Annotated in this window: 22 protein-coding genes and 6 pseudogenes; 11 read left to right on the forward strand and 17 right to left on the reverse strand. The window is 39.9% G+C overall.

Annotation, left to right across the window (positions count from 1 at the left end; genetic code table 11):
• Positions 1 to 63 precede the first annotated feature (63 nt).
• Both Xhom_RS17740 and Xhom_RS17745 read right to left on the reverse strand, forming a co-directional pair.
• The gene (locus Xhom_RS17740) at positions 64 to 576 is read right to left on the reverse strand and encodes a DUF6622 family protein (RefSeq protein ID WP_069315551.1); all 513 of its coding nucleotides are present in this window, start codon (positions 574 to 576) and stop codon (positions 64 to 66) included.
• Between the two features lie 260 nt (positions 577 to 836).
• Positions 837 to 1181: an IS1 family transposase gene (locus Xhom_RS17745; RefSeq protein ID WP_084022997.1), complete on the reverse strand. Its 345-nt coding sequence runs from the start codon at positions 1179 to 1181 to the stop codon at positions 837 to 839.
• 169 nt (positions 1182 to 1350) lie between these two features.
• On the opposite strand from Xhom_RS17745, the gene Xhom_RS17750 reads away from it, so the two are divergent.
• Positions 1351 to 1740: a hypothetical protein gene (locus Xhom_RS17750; RefSeq protein ID WP_069315552.1), complete on the forward strand. Its 390-nt coding sequence runs from the start codon at positions 1351 to 1353 to the stop codon at positions 1738 to 1740.
• Between the two features lie 203 nt (positions 1741 to 1943).
• Here Xhom_RS17750 and Xhom_RS17755 read toward each other — a convergent pair whose 3' ends face one another.
• The 8 genes and pseudogenes from Xhom_RS17755 to Xhom_RS17785 all read right to left on the reverse strand — a co-directional run bounded on the left by Xhom_RS17755 (position 1944) and on the right by Xhom_RS17785 (position 6650).
• A complete protein-coding gene (locus Xhom_RS17755; protein ID WP_069315553.1) occupies positions 1944 to 3077 on the reverse strand; it encodes an alpha/beta fold hydrolase in 1134 nt (377 codons plus the stop codon).
• A 587-nt stretch (positions 3078 to 3664) separates the two neighbouring features.
• The gene (locus Xhom_RS17760; RefSeq protein WP_069315554.1) at positions 3665 to 4060 is read right to left on the reverse strand and encodes a structural protein; all 396 of its coding nucleotides are present in this window, start codon (positions 4058 to 4060) and stop codon (positions 3665 to 3667) included.
• Positions 4057 to 4374 (reverse strand): phage holin, lambda family, encoded by a 318-nt coding sequence (locus tag Xhom_RS17765; protein ID WP_069315555.1) that lies wholly within the window; start codon positions 4372 to 4374, stop codon positions 4057 to 4059. Before Xhom_RS17765 ends, Xhom_RS17760 begins: the two co-directional genes overlap by 4 nt.
• Before the next feature lie 205 nt (positions 4375 to 4579).
• Positions 4580 to 4723, reverse strand: coding sequence for a phosphopantetheine-binding protein (locus Xhom_RS17770; RefSeq protein WP_084022999.1), 144 nt, complete (start codon positions 4721 to 4723; stop codon positions 4580 to 4582).
• Entirely contained in the window at positions 4720 to 5007 is a 288-nt protein-coding gene (locus tag Xhom_RS37045) for a hypothetical protein (RefSeq protein ID WP_069315556.1), read from the reverse strand. Before Xhom_RS37045 ends, Xhom_RS17770 begins: the two co-directional genes overlap by 4 nt.
• A 77-nt stretch (positions 5008 to 5084) precedes the next feature.
• Positions 5085 to 5312, reverse strand: a pseudogene (locus Xhom_RS46215) (hypothetical protein); the annotation flags it as partial.
• Entirely contained in the window at positions 5309 to 5545 is a 237-nt protein-coding gene (locus tag Xhom_RS17780) for a hypothetical protein (RefSeq protein ID WP_069315557.1), read from the reverse strand. The pseudogene Xhom_RS46215 and the gene Xhom_RS17780, both read right to left, overlap by 4 nt.
• 469 nt (positions 5546 to 6014) lie before the next feature.
• The gene (locus Xhom_RS17785; RefSeq protein WP_069315558.1) at positions 6015 to 6650 is read right to left on the reverse strand and encodes a histidine phosphatase family protein; all 636 of its coding nucleotides are present in this window, start codon (positions 6648 to 6650) and stop codon (positions 6015 to 6017) included.
• A 359-nt stretch (positions 6651 to 7009) separates the two neighbouring features.
• On the opposite strand from Xhom_RS17785, the gene adiA reads away from it, so the two are divergent.
• Positions 7010 to 9283, forward strand: a complete 2274-nt coding sequence (adiA, locus tag Xhom_RS17790) for an arginine decarboxylase (RefSeq protein WP_069315559.1) — start codon at positions 7010 to 7012, stop codon at positions 9281 to 9283.
• Positions 9284 to 9300: 17 nt separating this feature from the next.
• On the forward strand, positions 9301 to 10659 hold the full coding sequence (gene adiC, locus Xhom_RS17795) for an arginine/agmatine antiporter (protein ID WP_069315560.1): 1359 nt from the start codon (positions 9301 to 9303) through the stop codon (positions 10657 to 10659).
• Positions 10660 to 10951: 292 nt separating this feature from the next.
• Here the strand turns inward: adiC and Xhom_RS17800 are convergent, their stop codons facing one another.
• From Xhom_RS17800 to Xhom_RS37055, 5 genes and pseudogenes are all read right to left on the reverse strand, one after another.
• Positions 10952 to 12097, reverse strand: a complete 1146-nt coding sequence (locus Xhom_RS17800; RefSeq protein WP_335673749.1) for an MFS transporter — start codon at positions 12095 to 12097, stop codon at positions 10952 to 10954.
• A gap of 190 nt (positions 12098 to 12287) precedes the next feature.
• Positions 12288 to 12518, reverse strand: a complete 231-nt coding sequence (locus Xhom_RS46220) for an IS200/IS605 family accessory protein TnpB-related protein (RefSeq protein WP_071933843.1) — start codon at positions 12516 to 12518, stop codon at positions 12288 to 12290.
• A gap of 92 nt (positions 12519 to 12610) precedes the next feature.
• A pseudogene (locus tag Xhom_RS43130) lies at positions 12611 to 12697 on the reverse strand (hypothetical protein); the annotation flags it as partial.
• Between the two features lie 184 nt (positions 12698 to 12881).
• Positions 12882 to 13769 (reverse strand): LysR family transcriptional regulator, encoded by an 888-nt coding sequence (locus Xhom_RS17815; protein WP_069318410.1) that lies wholly within the window; start codon positions 13767 to 13769, stop codon positions 12882 to 12884.
• Positions 13770 to 14034: 265 nt separating this feature from the next.
• Positions 14035 to 14429, reverse strand: a pseudogene (locus Xhom_RS37055) (IS1 family transposase); the annotation flags it as partial.
• Positions 14430 to 14487: 58 nt separating this feature from the next.
• Between Xhom_RS37055 and Xhom_RS17830 the strand changes: the two are divergent.
• The 4 genes and pseudogenes from Xhom_RS17830 to Xhom_RS17845 all read left to right on the forward strand — a co-directional run.
• Positions 14488 to 15330: pseudogene (locus Xhom_RS17830) on the forward strand (IS5 family transposase).
• Between the two features lie 71 nt (positions 15331 to 15401).
• The gene (locus Xhom_RS46225) at positions 15402 to 15803 is read left to right on the forward strand and encodes a pyrimidine dimer DNA glycosylase/endonuclease V (protein ID WP_069315562.1); all 402 of its coding nucleotides are present in this window, start codon (positions 15402 to 15404) and stop codon (positions 15801 to 15803) included.
• 32 nt (positions 15804 to 15835) lie between these two features.
• Complete coding sequence (gene aac(3) / locus Xhom_RS17840; protein ID WP_069315563.1) at positions 15836 to 16651, forward strand: aminoglycoside 3-N-acetyltransferase; 816 nt, start codon at positions 15836 to 15838, stop codon at positions 16649 to 16651.
• A 227-nt stretch (positions 16652 to 16878) separates the two neighbouring features.
• Positions 16879 to 17091 (forward strand): annotated as a pseudogene (locus tag Xhom_RS17845) (IS5/IS1182 family transposase); the annotation flags it as partial.
• Between the two features lie 41 nt (positions 17092 to 17132).
• On the opposite strand, the pseudogene Xhom_RS17855 reads toward Xhom_RS17845, so the two are convergent.
• Positions 17133 to 17386 (reverse strand): annotated as a pseudogene (locus Xhom_RS17855) (IS1-like element transposase); the annotation flags it as partial.
• A 226-nt stretch (positions 17387 to 17612) separates the two neighbouring features.
• Between Xhom_RS17855 and Xhom_RS17860 the strand changes: the two are divergent.
• Together Xhom_RS17860 and Xhom_RS17865 are read left to right on the forward strand one after the other, a co-directional pair.
• Positions 17613 to 18041: a universal stress protein gene (locus tag Xhom_RS17860; protein WP_069315565.1), complete on the forward strand. Its 429-nt coding sequence runs from the start codon at positions 17613 to 17615 to the stop codon at positions 18039 to 18041.
• A 102-nt stretch (positions 18042 to 18143) separates the two neighbouring features.
• A complete protein-coding gene (locus tag Xhom_RS17865; protein WP_069315566.1) occupies positions 18144 to 18581 on the forward strand; it encodes a universal stress protein in 438 nt (145 codons plus the stop codon).
• A 286-nt stretch (positions 18582 to 18867) separates the two neighbouring features.
• Here the strand turns inward: Xhom_RS17865 and Xhom_RS17870 are convergent, their stop codons facing one another.
• A complete protein-coding gene (locus tag Xhom_RS17870; RefSeq protein ID WP_069315567.1) occupies positions 18868 to 19050 on the reverse strand; it encodes a hypothetical protein in 183 nt (60 codons plus the stop codon).
• Positions 19051 to 19326: 276 nt separating this feature from the next.
• On the opposite strand from Xhom_RS17870, the gene Xhom_RS17875 reads away from it, so the two are divergent.
• Both Xhom_RS17875 and phoH read left to right on the forward strand, forming a co-directional pair.
• Entirely contained in the window at positions 19327 to 20331 is a 1005-nt protein-coding gene (locus Xhom_RS17875; protein ID WP_069315568.1) for an endonuclease, read from the forward strand.
• A gap of 429 nt (positions 20332 to 20760) precedes the next feature.
• Positions 20761 to 21549 carry a phosphate starvation-inducible protein PhoH gene (gene phoH / locus Xhom_RS17880; RefSeq protein ID WP_069315569.1) on the forward strand — a complete coding sequence of 263 codons (789 nt, stop codon included), beginning with the start codon at positions 20761 to 20763 and terminating at the stop codon, positions 21547 to 21549.
• Positions 21550 to 21682 lie beyond the last annotated feature (133 nt).

Here is a 21682-nt window from a genome sequence, read left to right on the forward strand (position 1 = left end):
ACAGGAGGGGCTAAATGCCGCTCCTGTTTCTGTTTATTCAACCAAAATTGCGGTTTGTCGAAATTACATGATTTTATTCCTGTTTTTATACCATGAAATAAAAAGATTTAGAGTTCCTCCCCAGAAAACACCATCAAAAATACCACTGAGTAAGCCGAACAGTAGATTATAATGTAATGAATGCAGTAACACTGGGTGGATGCTTAACATGGCAGTCATAACAAATTTACTTACAAAAGTAATGACAATCAATATCAGTGTCAGAGAAGTACCCGAGCGAATAATTAAAGTGCTGTCAGATTTTTCTTTCAATCGTGGCTGAGATTTCCAAAGTACCCAACCAATCGCAATTCCGACAATTAGACCTGCTACCATTGTTATTAATGATAAATCTGAAAAGTAGGTTTTGTAGAGGACGCTATGTACTCCCCAAACTAAAAATACGATAGGTAACAAGAAAATGCGTTCTATACGCATTTCACGATCGCTCAAAGCCTTAATTCCTTTCATAACAAGAAATACAAAAAGAATCCAAACCCAGACAGGCGTGTCTTTTATAGTGGCGATGAGTGACATGTTATTCTCCGTTAATCTTCTTCATGTAAGAAATATCTAACCTAAATGATTTAGATTTTTTCTGTCATGCGCTCTCATTATTGTTGGTAAATACTTAGATATGAGCATAGTGAACATAACCAAACTTAAAGAGGATAAATGAGAAGATGCCCTTGATACAAAAATATAGCTTATTATTTCATTAGATCACTTTTCCGTCGAAACATATCTTGTATCATCAATTTTAGCCGGACTCGCCGATATTGGGTCATGACTCAAATTTATTGATAATGGCAAATGTTCAGATAATACCCAATGACGTCGTCATGCATTTTTACAGGTTTTGAAAAAGACAATGTTTTGCGAGTGAGTCTTGCTAAATGCTGACGAATATTCAGGTTATGCCTCTCTATGCGCTGTGTATAGCGCTTGCTGACCAGAATTGGAGCGTCCATTACGGTGGACTCTTTAACTGCACAACAAGATGGGCAGGTAACACCAATCATTGTCATCTGAATGTTCTCTAAATAGGCATATTGTACATGATTCAATAAATTGATATCACGACCAAAAACTCGGGTGCCGACGTGTGAGCAGAACAAAATTAAGATAGATGCTACTTCCATGCATGATAGCCAATACTGTGATGCAGTTCTTGATGGGATAAATACGAATCGGTGTATTTATGCGGATGACGTATCGTCATTTTGAGTGGGATGAGCTTTTAGCCATCCCCTAAAATGTGAGACTCTGGTGTTCAGGGGCTTTTTATCATCAGAAGCAGGAGAAGAAGCTATGTTTACCGTAAAACAAATTATCGAGAACGCAACCTCACTGTATGAAACCCAGGAGATCACCATTGCCCGGGAAGGTTCGCCTCAGTGGAAACAGGCATTTGAATTAGCAAACGAGTTGAGGATTAAAAACCCAGACATACTTGAGTTCACGTCACCTATCTATGCAGATGAAGATATGACCAAAGTTTTGCGCGAAGAAAGTATTCTCAGTACTGAGCGTGATAATGTATCACTGGATGATTGTATAGCCATTGTCTGCTCAACACTCCCAATCCCTGCGTTTCCAGAAGCTCCAGAACAGGGTGGATGTGGGTATCAGTTCCTCTACAAAGGGGATCAGCTTTATATTACCAATGACAGTGGTGCTATAGTCGAAGCCGTCAAATAAACCGTTCAGCCCCTAAAACTCAGGGGCTGCAAGCGTTCCGAATCGGGAGGAAATTGTTTCTGTATCCACGCCTCCGAGTAGCTAACAACGGTAATGCTGGTGGTTTCCTTACCTGTTTCATGCTTTTTGGCATCTTTTTTTGATGACAAAACTGACATTGCATAAAGAGCAATATCTTGAATGCATTACCGTTTTAGAGGGGGTTAATTGATAAATTCAATATCGTTTAAATAGCCCGTATTGGTAAAGTCTTTCCCATTGAAAAATCGAATAAGAAAATCGGCCAGCACATCTGGGCGTTCTACCATGACGAGATGATCCGATTTTTTTATTGTGGTGAATATTGAGCGAGGGAAAATAGAAGCGCAGACTTTGACATTTTCAGGTGGTGTAATGATATCGTATTCACCCGTTGTAAATAAGATAGGTTTGTTAAAGTTGTCAGCTCGTTCGTATTTCTTTGGTTTCAAAAGGCGCGTCTGGAGAAGTTCATATCGCTCCCCTTGATGTTGTGTTGATTCCTGCAATGTTTTTTTTAGAAGCTTATATGTAGTATCTTTTCCTAGTATGTCAACACCGGGTTCGAGGCAGAGAATGCTTGAAATTATCTTCTCTACAGACTCCTCGTATTTTCCTTCAGAAAGTAAGCGCAGGGCTGTATTCAATCTATCTTGTATGTGCGGTGGCTGAGTTTGCGCAGTACCAATTAATACAGCTTTATTAATTCTATCAGGCCAATGATATGTAAATTCTAGGGCAGTAAACCCACCGTAAGAAATACCAATGAGGTTTATCGTCTGCAAAGAAAGAACATCTAGAATATGTTGGATACATTCAGCTAGAAACTCAAAGCTTTTACCGTCTGGAATATCGTCCGCAGACCCTGTTCCCGGCAAATCAACCATGATTAGAGGACTGTCATCTTTAAGAAGGTACTCAAGATGCGGCAGGGAGTACATATCTTGGAAACCACCGGCAATAATTAGCTTTGGCACTGCTGTGGCAGCATAGATATCACCAATTACACGAAAAGCATACTTTACCCCTTGCCATTCAATTTCCCTCTTGTCTTGTGGTGGAAGACGATGAGTTGAATCGATAAAAGCAGAAAGGGATTCAACAGTTCTGAATCTAAGTACGTCACTCCAATCTATTTTCTTTCCTAAATGTTGCTCAATAAAAATTTGTATTTCAACCAAGGAAATCGAATCTGCCCCAAGACTGAAAAAGTCATCTTTGATGCTCATTGATTCTACATGTAGTACTTCTTGGCATATTTTCAGTACTTCATTTTCGGTGAGATTTAGTTTATGACTTTGTGATGATGACGTCGTCATATCGGTCTCCTATCATCATTTGCTTACTTTTGATTAAAAGATGTCTAACAAAGTAAATAAAAGAACTATTTTTGATCAAGTAATAATCAATATCAACTGTAATTTAAGGTATTAATGCAACACAATCAGCAATGTTTACCAAGAGGGTGTCGCAGACATTTCAAATTTAGTACAGCGGCTCAAATCAACGGGTAATTGTTCGGAAAAAATCTCAGGTCATGACGCCAAAGGGATGTCGTAGTGTTTCCCAATGTGTGCACCAATGAATTTTTGATTGATAACTTATTCAATATATTCAAACTGTTGATAGGTTTTAAGCGTCGTGTTTTCAGTCAATAAATGTACTCATGATTTTTTCATGCATTTTGGTCGATTTTGAATAATCGAGTGTCTTTTTGCTTTCTTTTGTTATTCTTGTCTGACAGACACGATGATTTTCGGTGTGGGCATTTGGGAACAGTATGGCGACTTGGAATTTGATATGTCGCTGACTTTTTTGTACGTGAAAAATCGCGAATAGGGTGGATTTTTACTGCTTGAAAAAATCACCGGCAGAAAACTGACGGTGATTATACGAAGATTAAATTTTATAACAATTCAAATGCCTGAGTGATGATGGCATCAGAATAAGGCTGCTGACCATTTTCCATCTGAATGATGGCCTTAACTAATCGGCTCACGGTAGCAATATTGTCTACATTAATTACAGTGCTACTGGAAACACCAACTATTTTGCAGACATACGCAATATAGCTTTCGGTGTTATTTTCATTCGGCGGCGCCCAACGAGAAATGATCTGTCGAATACTATTTAATCCATATTTTCGTTCATAATTACGAATAATCTTGATAATGGCGCGTATACCGTACTCTGGCGATACAAATTGGCAAAATGATTTGTCTGTTTGTGTATCACATAAACCCTGCCATTTATCCCCGTGGCGGATATTCCCCGGGTTGTGGTTACGGATCCCTCTTGTCATTGTTTATCTCCTAAACGTTTATTAATGGCACGGATAGCAAATTCACGCAGTTTTTCTACACCAATAAAACCAACAGCACCGCCAAGTGCAGGTGAAACACTGCTTGGAATGCCAAATAGTTCCAATCCGCTGGAGAACCCCCACGACAGTGCTCCGCACAGTAGCGGTTCGACCCAGCGATTTTTCCGCTCTACACCGTCATAAATCAATCGGCCATAACAAATCATGATGGCCAAAATAGAGCCAGATATCTGCGGCCAAGCATTTTTTAGGCCGTTGAGTAACTCGGCCCATAAATCAGGATGTTCTTTCATTATTCGTCCCATAATTTAATGATGGGGTCACAGCAGCAGGCGTTTTTAATCAATTCAATCCAGAAAAAATAAGGTTAAATAATCCTTATCCAGGATTGGTTTTTTAGCACTTGCTTAATGACCCCTTGTACTCGTCCATAGTAACGTCAGTAAAGAAAATCCACATTGTCATGCCGTTGTGCTCTGGCTCTTACTTAAATCAACGTTATGATTGCGTGGGCCGTATAGACGGCTTTATATTTCCTACGGCCAACGCCAGTTCAGACAGGGTTGGATGAGTAAATAACGCTGCCAGCGGGATCTCCATATTTTGCTCATGCATACGAGCCAGCAGTTGTATTGCTATCAATGAATGTCCCCCAGCTTGAAGAAATTGTCATGACGATCTACTTGTTCCAATTTCAGTAATTTCTGCCAGATTTGGGCCAGTACCATTTCCACGCCATCAATGGGGGCGTCATAACCGTGTTTCGTAACGGCAGACGCGGGCCGTGCCTGATGGTCGATCTTGCTATTGGTCTGAATGGCGTTGAAATCGATCGGTAACTGTTGATGTCCGGTGGTGGGTAGAATAGGGATGCCCACGGTTGGCTGTTGGGATTCGCTTTCCAGCGTTTTAACCAGATCCGCCAAGGTGGTGGTGATATCAGCGTTATGCCAATCGGAATAACGGATGCAAACATCCCCATCGTCTGTTTTTGCCGGGCATTTTTGCGGTTGTGTACGGGAATATCAATGACAATTTCATTCGCATCAGTTATACGTGTGAAATAGCAAGCGAGAACTGCATACATGAAATGTAGTAGGGGTAATCTTGTTCCGGTCACGGTCTTTTCGATACGTTGAAAAAGCGATTGGTCGATTGGCCAAAAAATATATTTGTTTTGCCGTCTTGCTGGAATACTTAGGTTGAAGCAATGGTGGTGGCAGGTTTTCATAGCGTTTCAACCAGAATTGCAGATCGTGTGAATAGTGTTGAGAAGCCATCTAATTTTCCTTCAATGCGGATAAAAAAATCGATGTTGTAATTGGGAGACTCGGGATGAATAGCCTGCTCGAGCCAGATGATTTTCTGTCGAGAGTTGAGGGGAGATGCATCAAGGGGAGAATTATCATTATCAACAGCTAAGGAAGTTTCTAAGGAATGATTGTGATTATGACTGTGTGGCATATTCATTTATCCTTTTTAATAGCTCAGATTTAATCTGCACCATCTATTTGAAAATAAGATACTTAATTTTTTTTGCTTAATCTGAGATTTGGGTGAAAAATGGACTTGGCACGCATTCAAAAGTAAGAACTTTCGACCGATGTATGATTTAAAAATAAAATATTTCAGGTAACTTAACTAAGTTACTATATGATGTCGATATTTTTTGTCGTAGAAAGGCGCCGATTAAGCATATATGCTATGTGAATAAGTTATAGGCGTGTGATTATGAAGCAAAATTGGCTTATTAATTAATACTACTATTTATTAATAATATTTATTATAAATAATAATCATTGTAATCTACTTCTGAATAGAAGATATTCAGTGGCTGTTCTGGCGGCTACTGGTATGGTAAATATCCGATGAACCGTTACCGCTCTCCGGGCAACGGGGTGAAAATTCAGTTTCTCGTGTTATCCAGCTTCGGCTATAACTCAGCCACAGTCAGCAAATGAGTTGCAATACCCCAATTCACCACTTCAATCTGTTTTCCTTCAATATCAATCAATGAATAGCTACAGTTTCGATGAGCATATTTTGTTGTCTCTGTATCGAGATCACCTCCTTTCAATTTCCATATCAATGCCTGTAATGCAAACCCGTGAGTAACACAACAAAGCGTTTCATTGTGGCTATTTGTTACTAACAACTTTGTTGTTAAAAATTGTAAATAAGCGAGTATTCTTTGGGCAACTTCTATGGCAGATTCCCCTTCGGGAGCTGCTATCGTTGGTTCTCCGGCAAGAACACGAGATGAAATGTCAGGGTAAATATACTGTGCTTGTTCAAAAGAAAGTCCTTCCAGCAGGCCAAGATTTTGTTCTCGTAAGTTTTCATTGATTTCTAGTTCACAACCAAAATGTTCTGCCAAAATCTGAGCTGTGGTACAGGCTCTGCCCGCTGGAGATGAAATAATTCGGCTGATGGGGTAATTTTTTATTGCTGCCAATAATGAATCTATCTGGCGAAATCCTCTATCCGTTATGGGGCTATCCAGCTTCCCTTGAACAATTCTATTAATATTCCATTGGGTTTCGGCGTGTCGTATGGCAATTATATGCATTATGTTTTCCTGAAATTAATTATATATATAAAACAAATGAAATTAATAAAAAGTAAACGAAAAACAAATTACATAGAAAGACTAAAACAATAGTTATTAATTATTTTCTCAGTTATTTCAATAAATATGGTATTAATCCTATATCGAAAGTTATTTCCTGATTATTTACCTGAATTGCACAAACTGAAATAGACACTATATTAATCAATGTGATTTTAATCATAGGAACTTATATTCTAATAAATAGTTAACTAATGTAATTGTGTTATCGATATTGGTGTCAAGCATCTGATGGTAATTGCCAAGTAATACTGAATTTATTTTGTTATTTCAAGTAAAAATAGCTAAGGAAAAATGTTATGAAGGTATTGATAGCAAAAAGCGAAGTGGGTACTCAATATCATAGCCATTATATCGAAAATGCGGTGCAGCGGTTGGCGGAAAAATTAACGGAAAGAGATGTTAATGTTGTTACTGCAGATTCCCTTGATGATAGCTATACGATAATTTCAGCCAATGAGCCGTTCGATTGTTTAATGATAAGTTGTGCACTTATAGATAACGATTTATATCGTAGTATACAAAGATTATTGAATAAATTATTCGAGCGTCAGGAAAATGTTCCGGTATTTTTATTAAGTGATCGGGAAAAAACCGTATTTCTATTGAATCATGAATTTTTGGAGCATTTGGCGGAATTCGCCTGGATATTGGAAGATTCAGCAGATTTTATTGCTGGTCGGGCTATTGCGGCAATGCACCGTTATCGTCAACAATTATTACCGCCTTTAATGTCAGCATTGATGAAATACAGCCAAGTCTATGAATATTCTTGGGCTGCTCCGGGGCATCAGGGTGGGGTAGGATTTAATAAAACTCCTGTTGGCCGCTTATATCATGACTATTATGGGGAAAATCTCTTTCGTACCGATATGGGGATTGAACGTGCTTCATTAGGCTCGTTGTTGGATCACTCCGGTGCTTTTGGTGAAAGTGAAAGAAACGCGGCCAGAGTATTTGGTGCAGATCATTCTTACTCGGTAGTGGTAGGAACATCAGGCTCTAACCGTACGATTATGCAGGCTTGTATGACCGAAGATGATGTGGTCATCATTGATCGTAATTGCCATAAGTCCATTGAACAGGGGTTGATCCTGACAGGGGCTAAGCCTGTCTATATGCTGCCAAGTCGTAACCGCTATGGCATCATTGGCCCGATTTATCCGCAAGAAATGCAGGCAAAAACACTACAGAAAAAGCTGAAGCAGAATCCACTGACGCAAAGTATGGCTAAACGTAAACCTTCTTATAGCGTAGTGACAAACTGTACCTATGATGGTGTGTGTTATAACGCTAAGCATGTACAGGAGTTGCTGGATAAGAGTGTCGATCGGATACATTTTGATGAAGCATGGTACGGTTATGCGCGCTTTAACCCAATTTATCACGATCATTACGCAATGCGGGGCGAGCCGAAAAACCATTCTGGGCCGACGGTTTTTGCAACCCATTCATCTCATAAATTACTGAATGCACTCTCACAAGCGTCTTATATTCATGTACGGGATGGGCGCAATCCGGTGGATTTTTCAAGGTTTAATCAGGCCTATATGATGCATGCGACAACTTCGCCCCTGTATGCGATTTGTGCTTCAAATGATATTGCGGTTTCCATGATGGATGGCAATAGTGGTTATTCTTTGACGCAGGAAGTGATTGAAGAAGCTGTTGATTTTCGTCAGGCATTAGCGCGTTTGAATCGGGATTTCAGCAAAAAAGGTAGCTGGTTCTTTAAGCCTTGGAATCAGGAAAAAGTGACAGATCCTGCGACTGGCAAAAAAATTGCGTTTGAAGATGCTCCGAAGGAGTTACTGACAACAGAACAAAGTTGTTGGTTAATGCGTCCGGGAGACAGTTGGCACGGATTCGAAAATTTACCGGATGATTGGAGTATGCTTGACCCGATTAAAGTCAGCATATTGGCGCCGGGTATGGGGGAAAATGGCAAGTTACAGAAACAAGGCATCCCGGCGGCATTGGTAACAGCATGGTTAAGTCAGCACGGTATTGTCCCCACCCGCACCACGGATTTCCAAATTATGTTCCTGTTTTCAATGGGTATTACCAAAGGAAAATGGGGCACTTTGCTTAACACCTTATTGTCTTTCAAACAGCATTATGACGCTAATACGCCTTTGAGTAAGGTTTTGCTGGATTTGGTGAATCAGCACCCAGAAATATATGGCCATTTAGGGTTGAAAGACCTGGGCGACAAAATGTTTGCCTATCTGCGACAGAATAATCCAGGCGAGAAATTGAATCTGGCGTATGCAGACTTGCCTGAGATGGCGATGACCCCGCGAGCGGCTTATCAAGCGATTGTTGCCAATAATGTGGAAATGGTGGCACTCGAAAATCTCCCTTATCGCATTGCAGCGAACTCCATTATTCCATATCCACCCGGCATTCCGATGCTGCTTTCTGGCGAAAATTTCGGTGATAAAACCAGCCCACAAATCGGGTACTTGCATGCCCTGCAAAAATGGGATCATGAATTCCCGGGGTTTGAACATGAAACGGAAGGCACGGAGATTATCAACGGTATTTATCATGTCATGTGTATAAAAAAGTGAGAACAGGAAGATAAATTATGGCTACAGTTTCAGAGACGAAAAAAGTCGGATTGATCCCTGTCACACTGATGGTTTCGGGCAATATTATGGGGTCAGGTGTTTTTCTTCTACCTGCAAGTCTGGCTTCAACGGGGGGAATCGCCATTCTTGGGTGGCTGGTGACAATTATTGGTGCCGTGGGGTTATCGATCGTTTATGCCAAAATGTCCTCATTGGATGACAGCCCTGGTGGTTCCTATGCCTATGCACGACGGGCCTTTGGGCCCTTTTTGGGCTACCAGACCAACGTTTTGTATTGGCTGGCATGTTGGATCGGAAATATTGCGATGGTTGTCATCGGGGTAGGTTATCTAAGTTATTTTTTCCCTATCTTAAAAGACCCCATTATTTTAACGATCACTTGTACGGCGATACTATGGATATTTGTCTTTTTAAACATTATTGGGCCGAATGTCATTACCCGTGTGCAGGCTGTAGCGACAACACTGGCGTTGATTCCCATTGTAGCGACTGCGGTATTTGGCTGGTTCTGGTTTAGCGGCAAAACCTACATGGAGGCGTGGAATGTCAGTGGATTAAATACTTTTGGTGCGATCCAAAGCATCTTAAACGTGACATTGTGGTCTTTTATCGGCGTGGAAAGTGCTTCTGTCGCTGCGGGTGTGGTTAAAAACCCTAAGCGGAACGTGCCGATTGCGACCATTGGTGGCGTGCTTATCGCGGCTGTTTGCTATGTCCTGTCCAGTAGCGTGATAATGGGAATGATCCCCAATGCGACGTTGAAAATCTCGTCTTCACCTTTTGGCGATGCGGCCAGATTAGCATTGGGCGATACAGCAGGCGCAGTGGTTGCTTTTTGCGCGGCGGCAGGATGTTTGGGATCGCTGGGAGGTTGGACCCTGCTCGCAGGGCAAACCGCTAAGGCTGCTGCTGATGATGGACTGTTTCCTTCGATCTTTGCCAAAGTGAATAAAGCCGGAACACCTGTTGCTGGTCTGTTGATCCTCGGCGTTTTGATGACGATTTTTCAACTCAGCAGTATTTCCCCGAATGCGGCGAAAGAATTTGGGCTGGTTTCTTCCGTCTCGGTTATTTTCACCTTGATACCGTATTTGTATACCTGTGCGGCTTTGCTGTTAATCGGCCACGGTCATCTTGGACAAGAAAAGACACGATATATTGCCATCACTTTTATTGCCTTTATTTATTGTATCTGGGCTGTATTGGGTACGGGGTCAAAAGAAGTGGTATGGACATTGGTTATGATGATGATCATAACGGCCATGTATACTTTTAATTACAACACGAAGCATCCAGTCCCTTTTCCTTTAGATAAAAGTGAGTTGGATAAAGAAGAGTTAGCCCAAAAGGAGTGATTCAGGTTTCGTGTATCATGAGGTGCTGAAATTTCAGCACATTTTTTTAATCTCTCTGGGTTGAATTTTCCGTCGATTGCGCCGCATAAACTTAAGCTGAACGATGCGAAGCAGGTGATTTCATATCAATACCCCGCTGCTTGCGGCGGGGTTGTTTATTTCGAAACAAACGAAAAACTATACATATTTAGACATCTCATTAATAAAATTTACTGCCAAAATAAGAGGGTACAACTATTACCACAGAGTCATAGGATCTGTGGAGACCCACGAAGGGTCTTCACATGGTATTTTAGACCTTACGCTGCAATGACTTGTTCATGACGAAGACCGTGCTCAACAAAGAGATAATGAGGAGAACAATCACTACCCATGCAAAGGATATTGCACCTGCTCGATCAAGCAAAATACCACCTATGATACCACCACCAGCAACTGCGGTATTCCAACCTGTCGTATAAATGGATTGTGCAACATCAACTGAATCACCCGCGAAACGAGCCAATGCCGTCTGAGTGATAGTGGCAAATCCGCCGAAGGCGAGACCCCAGATAGCCATACATAGATAAACCATCTGTGGAATATCACCCCAAAGACCGAGCAACAGGGCAGTAGAAGCAAAGATCGCGATACTCGCTACGGCAAGGAATTGCAGTCGTCGATCGACCATTGTACCAACAAACCATAGGCCAACTATCGAGCCAAGTCCAAAGATGAGCAGAATAATATCCACATTCTTGGATAAGCCTGAAGATTCAAGGAAAGGCTCGATATAAATATAGAGAATGTTGTGAGCGATAACGAAAGTAAAGACAACAAATAATACGGCACAAATGCCTGTTTTCATAAATACGCCAACAAGAGACTGGCGCTGTTCCTTAGTTTGACCAGGAAAATCTGGAACGATGGCGATCACCCACATGATGAGTAATAATGCTAGGGCAGACATCAGTCCAAAAGCGCCTTGCCAACCAATAAATCGGCCGAGTAACGAGCCGAGCGGCACACCGAGTACCAAAGCGATGGTCGCGCCCATACCAGATATTGCAATCGCTCTCCCGCTGAGATGAGAGGGTGACATACGCACCGCATAACCAGCTAACAGTGACCAGACGATACCACCGAAAACACCAGCGAAAAAACGAGCTATCAGTGAGACATTATAGTTATTGGAAAGTGCAGTGATAAGATTAACAACAGCAAAACCGAAGATCGCTATCAATAGTAAAGGACGTCGCCGCATGCCTTGTGTAAGGGCTGTCACAGGAATGGCAGCAACCAACGCTCCTATAGCATAGGCAGTGATAAACTGACCAGCTAGGCTTTCTGATACCTTTAAGTTTTCGGCAATAGAAGAAAGCAACCCGGCTGGTATGATTTCGGTCAACAGAGTGATAAAGGCTGCCATCGCCAAAGCAAGCAGTGCCGCTATAGGCAAACGTCCAATTTCCTTGTATTGAGCAGATACAATCGTTTTATTCATCAATTAGATTCCTCAAGTTGAGTAGACCAGCCCCTAACAGAGCGTGACTTTGATATGGTGCACACTCAAATAAAGAAGAAAAATAGGCTATAATGAACAACATATATGACATATTTGTCATATATGTTGTTGGAAACAGGAAGCCTCAGCTATCTTGAACTACACTTTTCTGTTCAGCCTTATATTCCAGTTTCGAGACAAAACGATGCCATGAGGTATCGGCGACATGTTTTGCCAGCCTGCGGTTTTTTAACATATTTGATGATTTCAATGTCTCGACTATCACTACTTGGTTTTCGTTAATGATCTGCCTTGGGAGTTTATGCTGAAAATCGTGGTGGACATTGGCTATATGTTCATGGCATTTTGCAACCAATTTCTTGTCTTAGCCTACTTCCTGCTGCTTTTTTTTGCGTGAAAGGGCTTTCTGTTTTGAGTTGAAAAAATGTTGAAACTCAGTAATCAAGGTTAATCACCGTTTTTTGTAACACTATGATATTTATACATGAATGACTTAATGTGTAATGCCTTGTTGTACATAAACCGGACAACGCCGAATTAGGCATTCAGAAAGCCTTCCTACTCCGGTGTTGGATATAGACGTACTTTTTTGGCCCTTAACATCGTCAGTGCTTATTGATATCGTTAAGTTATATTAACCTGCGGGAAGATAACATCAATTGGGTCATCAACATGCGTATCTAGACGGATTTTTACGAAAACGGTACGGCGGCTTTCACTAATTTTTAAATAAATTTTCAACCATAAAATCGATAAATACTCTTAGTTTGGGCGATAAATATTTTCCTGAAGGCCAAAGTATTCTACATGTTGTTATATCTTGATTAAAGTCATCTAAAACGGTGATAAGTTTTCCTGTGTTTAGCTGAGTACGAATAGCTAAATCAGGAATACATGCAATACCAAGACTATTTTCTGCACAAGATATTAATGGTTCAAGTGTGTTAATCACTATTCTGGTAGGCCATTCCGTCTGTAAAATTTGACTGTATTGACTGGTTGGCCAAATATCCAGTTTTCCTGTACTCTTATAACGATACATTATACAGGTATGTTTAATAAGTTCTTCTGGTCTTTCAGGAATTCCAGCTTTCAATAAATAATCAGGGGAACCAACTAGGATCCTTTTGTAAGATCCAAGTACACGAGCCATTAAACGTGAATCAGTTAATTCTCCTGTACGTATTACAGCATCAAATCCTTCTTCAATTAAATCGACCAAACCGTCAGTGCTATCTATTTCTAATTCAATATCAGGATACTGCTGGCTGAATTTTACAAATTGAGGCATAAATAACACCCCAATTGACGGTATACTTACTTTCAATTTTCCATATGGCAATAATTGTGATTCGGAAAGTTCATTTTTTGCTGCCTCTATTTCGTCAAGAATGCGACGACAACGTTTGAGAAACAGAGTACCTTCCGGTGTTAAAGTCACTATACGTGTGGAACGATGAAAAAGTCTTACCCGTAACTTTTCTTCAAGACGAGCTATTGCTTTGCTGATAGCTGAAGATGATATACCTAATTGGTTACCTACTGTAGTAAAATTTCGTGCCTCACTTATACGAACAAAAATTTCGAGAACGCTAAGATTATCCACCACGATTCTCCCTATCAATGACGTAATTGTCACATTTGTTATGAACGACAACGTATTGTAGTACACATCTTTATACTAAATAATCCGAATTCTGTATAAAAAATTAAATTAAGTACATATTCTAAGATTTAAGTCTTAGAACAATAAAAAACCAATCTTAAAAGGAACAGGCGATAGATAAATTAGTTGAACTTTTCTGCGATGTCGATGATTTTTGTCGTGCTTTTATTCTTCAATGGAAGCAATTTTGGGTAATGGCACCAATTTATTGATAATGAAGAATGTTCAGATAATATACCCAATAACTTTATCATGCATTTCCACAAATTTTGAAAAAGACAATGTCTTGCGAGTGAGTCTTGCCAAATGTTGACACAGATTCAGATTATGTCTCTCTATGCGCTGCGTATAACGCTGACTGACCACATGCAGTTTCCCAGCCCGCCTCTCCAATCATCGGTCTGAAAGGGGCCAGCAAGGCCATCAGACGCATCAATGTTTTCTTTGTTCTTGGGCCAAAACGTGGTCGAGCACTTTTCGTCTGATTCTGTCGTAGGCATAAAAGAGCCAGCGAGGCTTGTTTTTTGACTTCACGTACGACCCTTGCTCATCCATTTCGCAACAGACAATCACTTCGGTGCCGGGAGAACTAGGCTGTGTCCCTTAATCTCAATTAATCGTATTATCATCTCATTGATTCAATGACTGGATAAAGATGATGGCACGCTACGACATTCCTGATGACGCATGGATATTGATAGAACCTTGTTTGCCTCCTGTCCATTCAGAGCGGGCAGGACGTCCACATGTTGAACACCGCCGTGTCATGAATGGGATGTTCTGGGTTATGCTCAGGGGCACCGTGGCACGACTTACCGGAACGCTATGGTCCTTGGAAAATGAGTTATAACCGATTTAACCGTTGGTCAAAATTGGGCATTATCAACAAAATATTTAATCGGTTACTGTCCATGCTTGATGAAAAAGGCTTGATTGACTGGGCTGAAATTTGCCTGGATGGCAGCAATATTCGCGCGAGTAAAGATGCCGCCAGCGCGAAAAAAAACATCCCGATATCGCTGACGATCATGCGCTGGGTCGCTCACGCGGGGATTATGGCACTAAAATCCACTTGACAACCGACGGAAAAGGCTTTCCTCTCAACCTGATTTTGACGGCGGCAAGCCCACGAAAGTCAATCCGCCATCCCTTTGCTTGACGGCATTGGCATACAGCGCAAAAATGGTTTCATGAAACGGCGCGGCAAAACGGTGCTGGCAGATAAAGGCTATTCGGGCGGAAAACTCCGCGGTTATTTGCGTAAATTGGGGATTAAGCGCATTATTCCGTATAAAATCAATGAAAAAGGCAGTACTGATCTGATGGCTGCACGAAATTTGATGAACAGGCTTATCATGACCGTAATATTGTCGAACGCTGTTTCAGTTTTCTCAAAGGAAATCGGCGTATTGCAACACGCTACAAAAAAACCGCACGAAACTATCTGTCCATGGTGAAATTAGGCTGTATTCGACTCTTTTACAGGCGATTATTTAATTAAGGGACACAGCCTAGTAGGTTGGACGAATGATCTATTTGATAAAGTAATAACTTATTAATTTAACTAAAATTATGACAAGAATTAACGTTATCTTATCGAGTGAATTGTGTGATCAGCATTTACTCGCAGAACATAGAGAATTGACTAGAATCCCCAATGATATAATCAAAAGAAAAGGTAATATTAAACTGACAAAGTTAAAAGCATATACATTAGGGGAGGGACATGTGATTTTTTTTAGAGATAAGCTGTTATTTTTAAAGAAAAGGTATGAGGATATTCATCAGGAGTGCTTAAATCGAGGGTTTTCTGTAACGAATAGATGGCCTGATGAAGTTGGTATCTATAACCATTTGTGGAAGGATTATCAGGTAACTGATACAGATATTTCTATTAATGAGGTAAGGATTAAAGAGCGGATGCCCACAAAACCGAGGTATTCATCATATATTAATAAAGAGACTCAGAATTAGGTTTTATTTTGATCTAACTTAGGGGATAAAAAATGATCCAAATAGGCGAAGATAAATATTGGATAAAATCAGTTTTAGTTAATCAAATCCAAGCGATGGGCATAAAACAAGGTGATGTTGTCATGGCTCATGTTTCTATGCATTCTGTTGGTGATTGTTTAAATGGTGCTGATGATCTTATTCAGGCTATGTTAACCGTTATTGGAGTTGACGGAACATTGTTGTGTTATACAAATTGGGAACAAAATTACGAGGACAGTATGGATGAAGATGGTTGTGTACCACTTGAACTGAAACCTGAAATTAAGCCGTATGATCCATCATTTTCGCGTGCAAGCAGAGATCATGGTGTTTTTGCTGAATGTATCAGGACAACCAGAGGGGCTATCCGAAGTCAAAATCCAGGCGCATCTGTAGTAGCAATTGGAAATAATGCAGAATATTTCACGGAAAATCATTCATTAAATTATGGCTATGGTAATAATTCTCCATTTGCAAAATTTGTAGAGCATCATGGAAAAATTCTTATGGTTGGGGCCCCATATGAAACAATGAGTTTTTTACATCATGCTGAGCATTTGGCAAATATTCCAAATAAAAACATTCGTAAAATGGAAATACCACTATCTAAAAATGGCCATATAGAATGGGTTAAATTAGAAGAATTTGACACAATCTATCCTGTCTGTGACAAATTTCAAGAAGGTTATTTTAAGGATATTATTGAAAAATTTTGCCATTTGAATACAGAGGCGATTAAAGGTGTCATTGGTTCTGCTAATACATTATTAATCTCTGCTAAAGAAATATTGGATTATGCAATTTACTGGATGGAGAACTATGATTGAGTCATCAATTATTCTGATAAATAATCTGCCTTTATTGCATGAATATCTTATCCTATGGCTTCATTTCTTTAGAAGCTATACATGTTCTATGTTAATAATGCCAAAACATCATATTGTTTAACTTCTTTTCATCAAACGGAAATATCTATTAATCATTGTTGATATATTTGTGTTATCACTTTATCTATGAGCATGAGTGATGAATTAGGCTGTGTCCCTTAATGTATATTTCGTATAAAATCGATGAGAAAAGCAGCACTGATGGCCGCACGAAATTTGATGAACAAGCTTATCATGACCGTAATATTGTCGAATGCTGTTTCGGTTTTCTCAAAGGAAATCGGCGGATTGCAACACGCTACGAAAAAACCGCACGAAACTATCTGTCAATGGTGAAATTAGGCTGTATTAGACTCTTTTACAGGCGATTATTTAATTAAGGGACACAGCCTAGCTTCAGTTACGTGTTTGGTCCTTAGTTTTTTAAATGACGAAAGACAGTATTAAGACCAATTCCCATGATACGGTCTGTCGCCCGATATTCTATCTATTCATTGCCATATCAACGATTTGCTTATGTGTGTCGGGAGGACATGCGGTATAAGTGAACTCAAGCTGCCAAGTATGACGGCAGGATTGGCAAAGGTAATGTTGATGACCAGAACGGGAGCGCCCATTACGGTGGATCTCTTTAACCGCACAACAAAATGGGCAGGCAACATCAATCTTCGCCATCTGAATGTTCTCCAAATAGGCATACTACACATGATCCAATAAATTGATGTCACCACCGAGTAGGGGCTAATATGTTTATGCCCTTTATTTTTTTAATTGTAGTTGCCTTGATACACCTCAAAATCTATCGGGTATAGGTGTTAGATAACTCACAGTAAATTAGGCTGAATTTCAATATACTCAGAAAATCAGAATAATTTGGTATTTCAGTAATAGGAGCGTGCATATGTACAAAACTATTTTAGTACCAGTAGATATTTCAGAAGAAGATCTAACCAACAAGGCAGTTGGCTGCGCGCTTAAGATCGCCAGAGAAACTGGGGCCAACTTACATTTTCTACATGTATTACCTATTTCGTCAGCGATTATCAATGCTTATGCATTAGGTTATATGGAGATTAAAGACAAGGCGACAATCAAGGCTGAACAAGACTTGAAAAAACTGGTTGATTCCATTGACCTACCGAATGATCACATATCCTATTCGATTGCGTTTGGCTCACCAAGAGATGAGATTACTTCCACAGCAGATGAAATTGAGGCTGATTTGATTGTTATTGGTTCAAGACGGCCTAATATCACAACCCACCTGTTGGGATCTAATTCTGCGGGAGTTGTTAGATATGCAAAAACATCCGTATTGGTAGTGAGATAATATTCCTATCGGGAATAACAGAGTGGCACTTGTAATAAATTTTGTGGCTTTACGATTGATACTTAATAGTTAGCATTTCTATCCGATCGCAGGGGAGTATATATGTATAACACGATTTTAGTTCCAATCGATATTTCAGAAGATCCATTAACTGATAATGCACTTAATCATGCAAAATATCTGGCAAAAATATCTAATGCAAAGGTTCATCTGTTTCACTCAGTGCCAGACATATCAAGATTCTCAGTGAGTTATAGTTATCACTATGATTTGCTGAGTGCTTTTGCCAAAAAAGCAGTTTCGAATTCTGAAGAGGAACTTAAAAAAGTCGTAGAAAAAATCGATTTACCTAAAGACAAAATATCATTCTCGGTTGCCTTTGGTTCTCCACGAGACAAAGTCCTGTCTATTGCCCATGAAATTGGCGCGGATTTGATTATAGTCGGCTCACGTCGGCCTGATATTTCAACTCATTTATTGGGATCAAATGCATCGAGTATTGTAGCGTATGCTGATATCTCTGTTTTGGTTGTGCGATAATTGAGTTAATTTTTTAATCTGATAATTAGTCCTAAAAACCGTGCAAGGGATAGCACGGTTATCTTTTTTAAATTATTATATTAATTTAACTAACATATTTAGATATCCAATGGATTTCGAGTTGCAGCACTTATGTCTTGAGAGCATGCCTTCTGAGGGATATATTATATGCTGAAAATCTTACTTATTAGCTGCCCATGCCAGCAGTTAATTTCATTATAAACCATTATCTATTATTAGATAATGGTTTATTTTTATTATTGAGTCAGGTCAGAGAAAATTTCGGTTAATCAGAAAATGAATTCAGCGTAATATCTAGCTGATTTTTACCAGCGATAATAACTTGAATCTGTAAATTATTTTCTGAACTGTTAGTAGTAATGACAGTCACTTCTTCATTCCCTGAATATTTTTTTACAACTTCCAGCAACTCTTGCTCAAGCTGTTCAATTTTAGTGTTAATGGTCATTTATCCCTATCAATTCAACTAAATATTCTAAATCTGCTGTAATATTACTCAAATAAATAGCATTCAATAGTTTAATAAACATGATATTTTTCTGCTTAAAGTTCCAATAAAATGCGTTATGACTGGCATTAAGTCATATTAGTATTAATTAATCAAAATAATGGGTTGTTTCATCATCATTTAAGAAAAATATGACGAATAGTATTTGTAATTTTAGGTGTATATCAGGCAGGATAACAGGTGAATATTATACATAATAAGTAAATAGGTATCATTTTGAATAGTAAAATTGGTCTTTGGGCACGTTATATTTTGGTTTTTGGATTAACCGTATCTTTTAATTTGTGGGGTGCTCCAACCAGTTTCGAGCAAGCCAAAGCTGAGTCAAGAAAAAATGTCTATGAGGGGCAAGTAAAATCAGGCATAGGTACGCTGTATTGCGGCTGTGATTGGCAATGGGTTGGCAAAAGTGGTGGGCGTGTTGATTTAGCTTCTTGTGGATATCATGTAAGGTCGCAGCAAACAAGGGCAGAGCGTACTGAATGGGAACATATGGTGCCGGCTTGGGTATTTGGGCATCAGCGTCAATGCTGGACGAATGGCGGAAGAAAGAACTGTGTTGATACTGATCCCGTATTTCGCATGATGGAATCGGATATGCATAATCTGGCGCCTGCGATTGGTGAGGTGAATGGTGATCGTAGTAATTTCAGTTATGGAATAGTCGCCAAAAATACACCGAATATGTATGGAGCTTGTAGCAGTAAGGTAGATTTTAAATCCCGTCTGTTTGAACCGCGCAATAGAGTAAAAGGTATGGTTGCCAGAGTCTATTTTTATATGCATGACCGCTATAACCTGACGATGTCGAGCCAGCAACAGCAATTAATGATGGCATGGGATCGCCAATATCCGGTGGATGATTGGGAGCGTGAACGGGATAAACGAATCGCTCGTATCATGGGGCACCATAATCCATTTGTGACCGGCAGTAAAAAGTGGGAATTGGGGCATAAAAATTCAGGGCAGGGATTAGTGGCACAAAGTGGATTACCAAAGCAGAGCAATCTGCATACTGTGAATAACCAAGCACCAAGCTCTAAAGTCGCAACAAAACCAGCGCAGGATGACAGAATTAAAGGGAATAAAAACAGTCAGATTTACCATCTTGCACACTGTTCTGGTTATAAAACGGTGACGGATAAAAACGTTGTTTACTTCCGCTCAGAAGCGGAAGCTAGAAGAGAAGGATACCATCTGGCCGGTAATTGCAAAAAATAATCGAGAAGGCATTATTGTTGGTTATTTGTGATAATTTTGGCAGTAGATCATTAGCGAAAAGGTAAATAAATTTCAGAGATGTTTACTGTTTGACCTTGTCATAAATAAAAAACTGTCATTATACTGACATCATAGTCCGTTAGATTACACCAACGAAAACGGAAAGATGCGAGGAATGCTAATGACAGATACTGAAACTGCATTCTCGGTGTTAAGAATCGAACCGACGATCGATATCAAGACTACTTATAAAAAGTGGTGATTTCGGCGTCGGTTTTTTCATGGGCCTTAATGAGCTGAAAAGGAAGCTCCTATCTGTTTGATATATACCCAATAGATTTCACATTACAGCTTTCAAAGCCGTAACGTGAAGAGGATGAAGGTACAACACAGTTCGAAAGTGTACAGCTAACGATAAGGTGTGCGACTATGGGTAGACAGAAAGCAGTGTTCAAATCTCGCCGTGAAGTTAGAAGAATTTTAAAAAAAGACATACATCAATCGCGTTATCATAATGATGATAATGTCACTTCACTGGTACAGATCGGAGGTGTCGATGCTATTGGAATGGCGCGAGATAACAGGGATATTTCAAAAATCCAGCCACGCAATGAAACACAATATCGCTATATGCGGGCAATTGATAACAAGCAATTGATTATTGCTAGTGGTGAAGCTGGCTGTGGCAAAACGTATATTAGTGCAATGATGGCTGCCGACGCTTTAATTAATAAAGAAGTTGATAAAATCATTGTCACACGACCAGTACTACAGGCTGAGGAAGATCTTGGTTTTCTTCCGGGAGATATGGCGGAGAAGTTTGCTCCTTATTTTCGTCCTGTTTATGACGTCTTACTAAAACGCATGGGGGCTTCATTTTTACAATATTGTCTGCGTCCTGAAATAGGCAAAGTAGAAATTGCACCTTTTGCGTATATGCGGGGAAGAACCTTTGAAAATGCGTTTGTAATCCTTGATGAAGCGCAAAACGTTACTATTAACCAAATGAAAATGTTTCTGACTCGGTTGGGAGAAAACGTAACGGTGATTGTTAATGGTGATATTAGCCAGTGTGATTTGCCAGAAAGTGTTCCATCGGGGCTAGTAGATGTATTAGCGCGTTTTTCTGATGATGAGTCGATTAGTGTGATTTATTTTTCTCCACAAGATTGTATTCGTTCCAAACTGTGCCAGAAAGCACTGGTGGCTTATGGTTGACACCCAATAAATTTCCACCCCCAGCTAACTATGTGGTCATGTATTAAATAGTTAGTTGTTGTGATATGCTTCCCGCCTTTTAAGGGTAAAGCATGGCCAAAGCTGACGTCTATTGCCGTTATTGTCACAAATC

It is taken from the genome of Xenorhabdus hominickii (assembly GCF_002632725.1).
GTDB lineage: Bacteria > Pseudomonadota > Gammaproteobacteria > Enterobacterales > Enterobacteriaceae > Xenorhabdus > Xenorhabdus hominickii.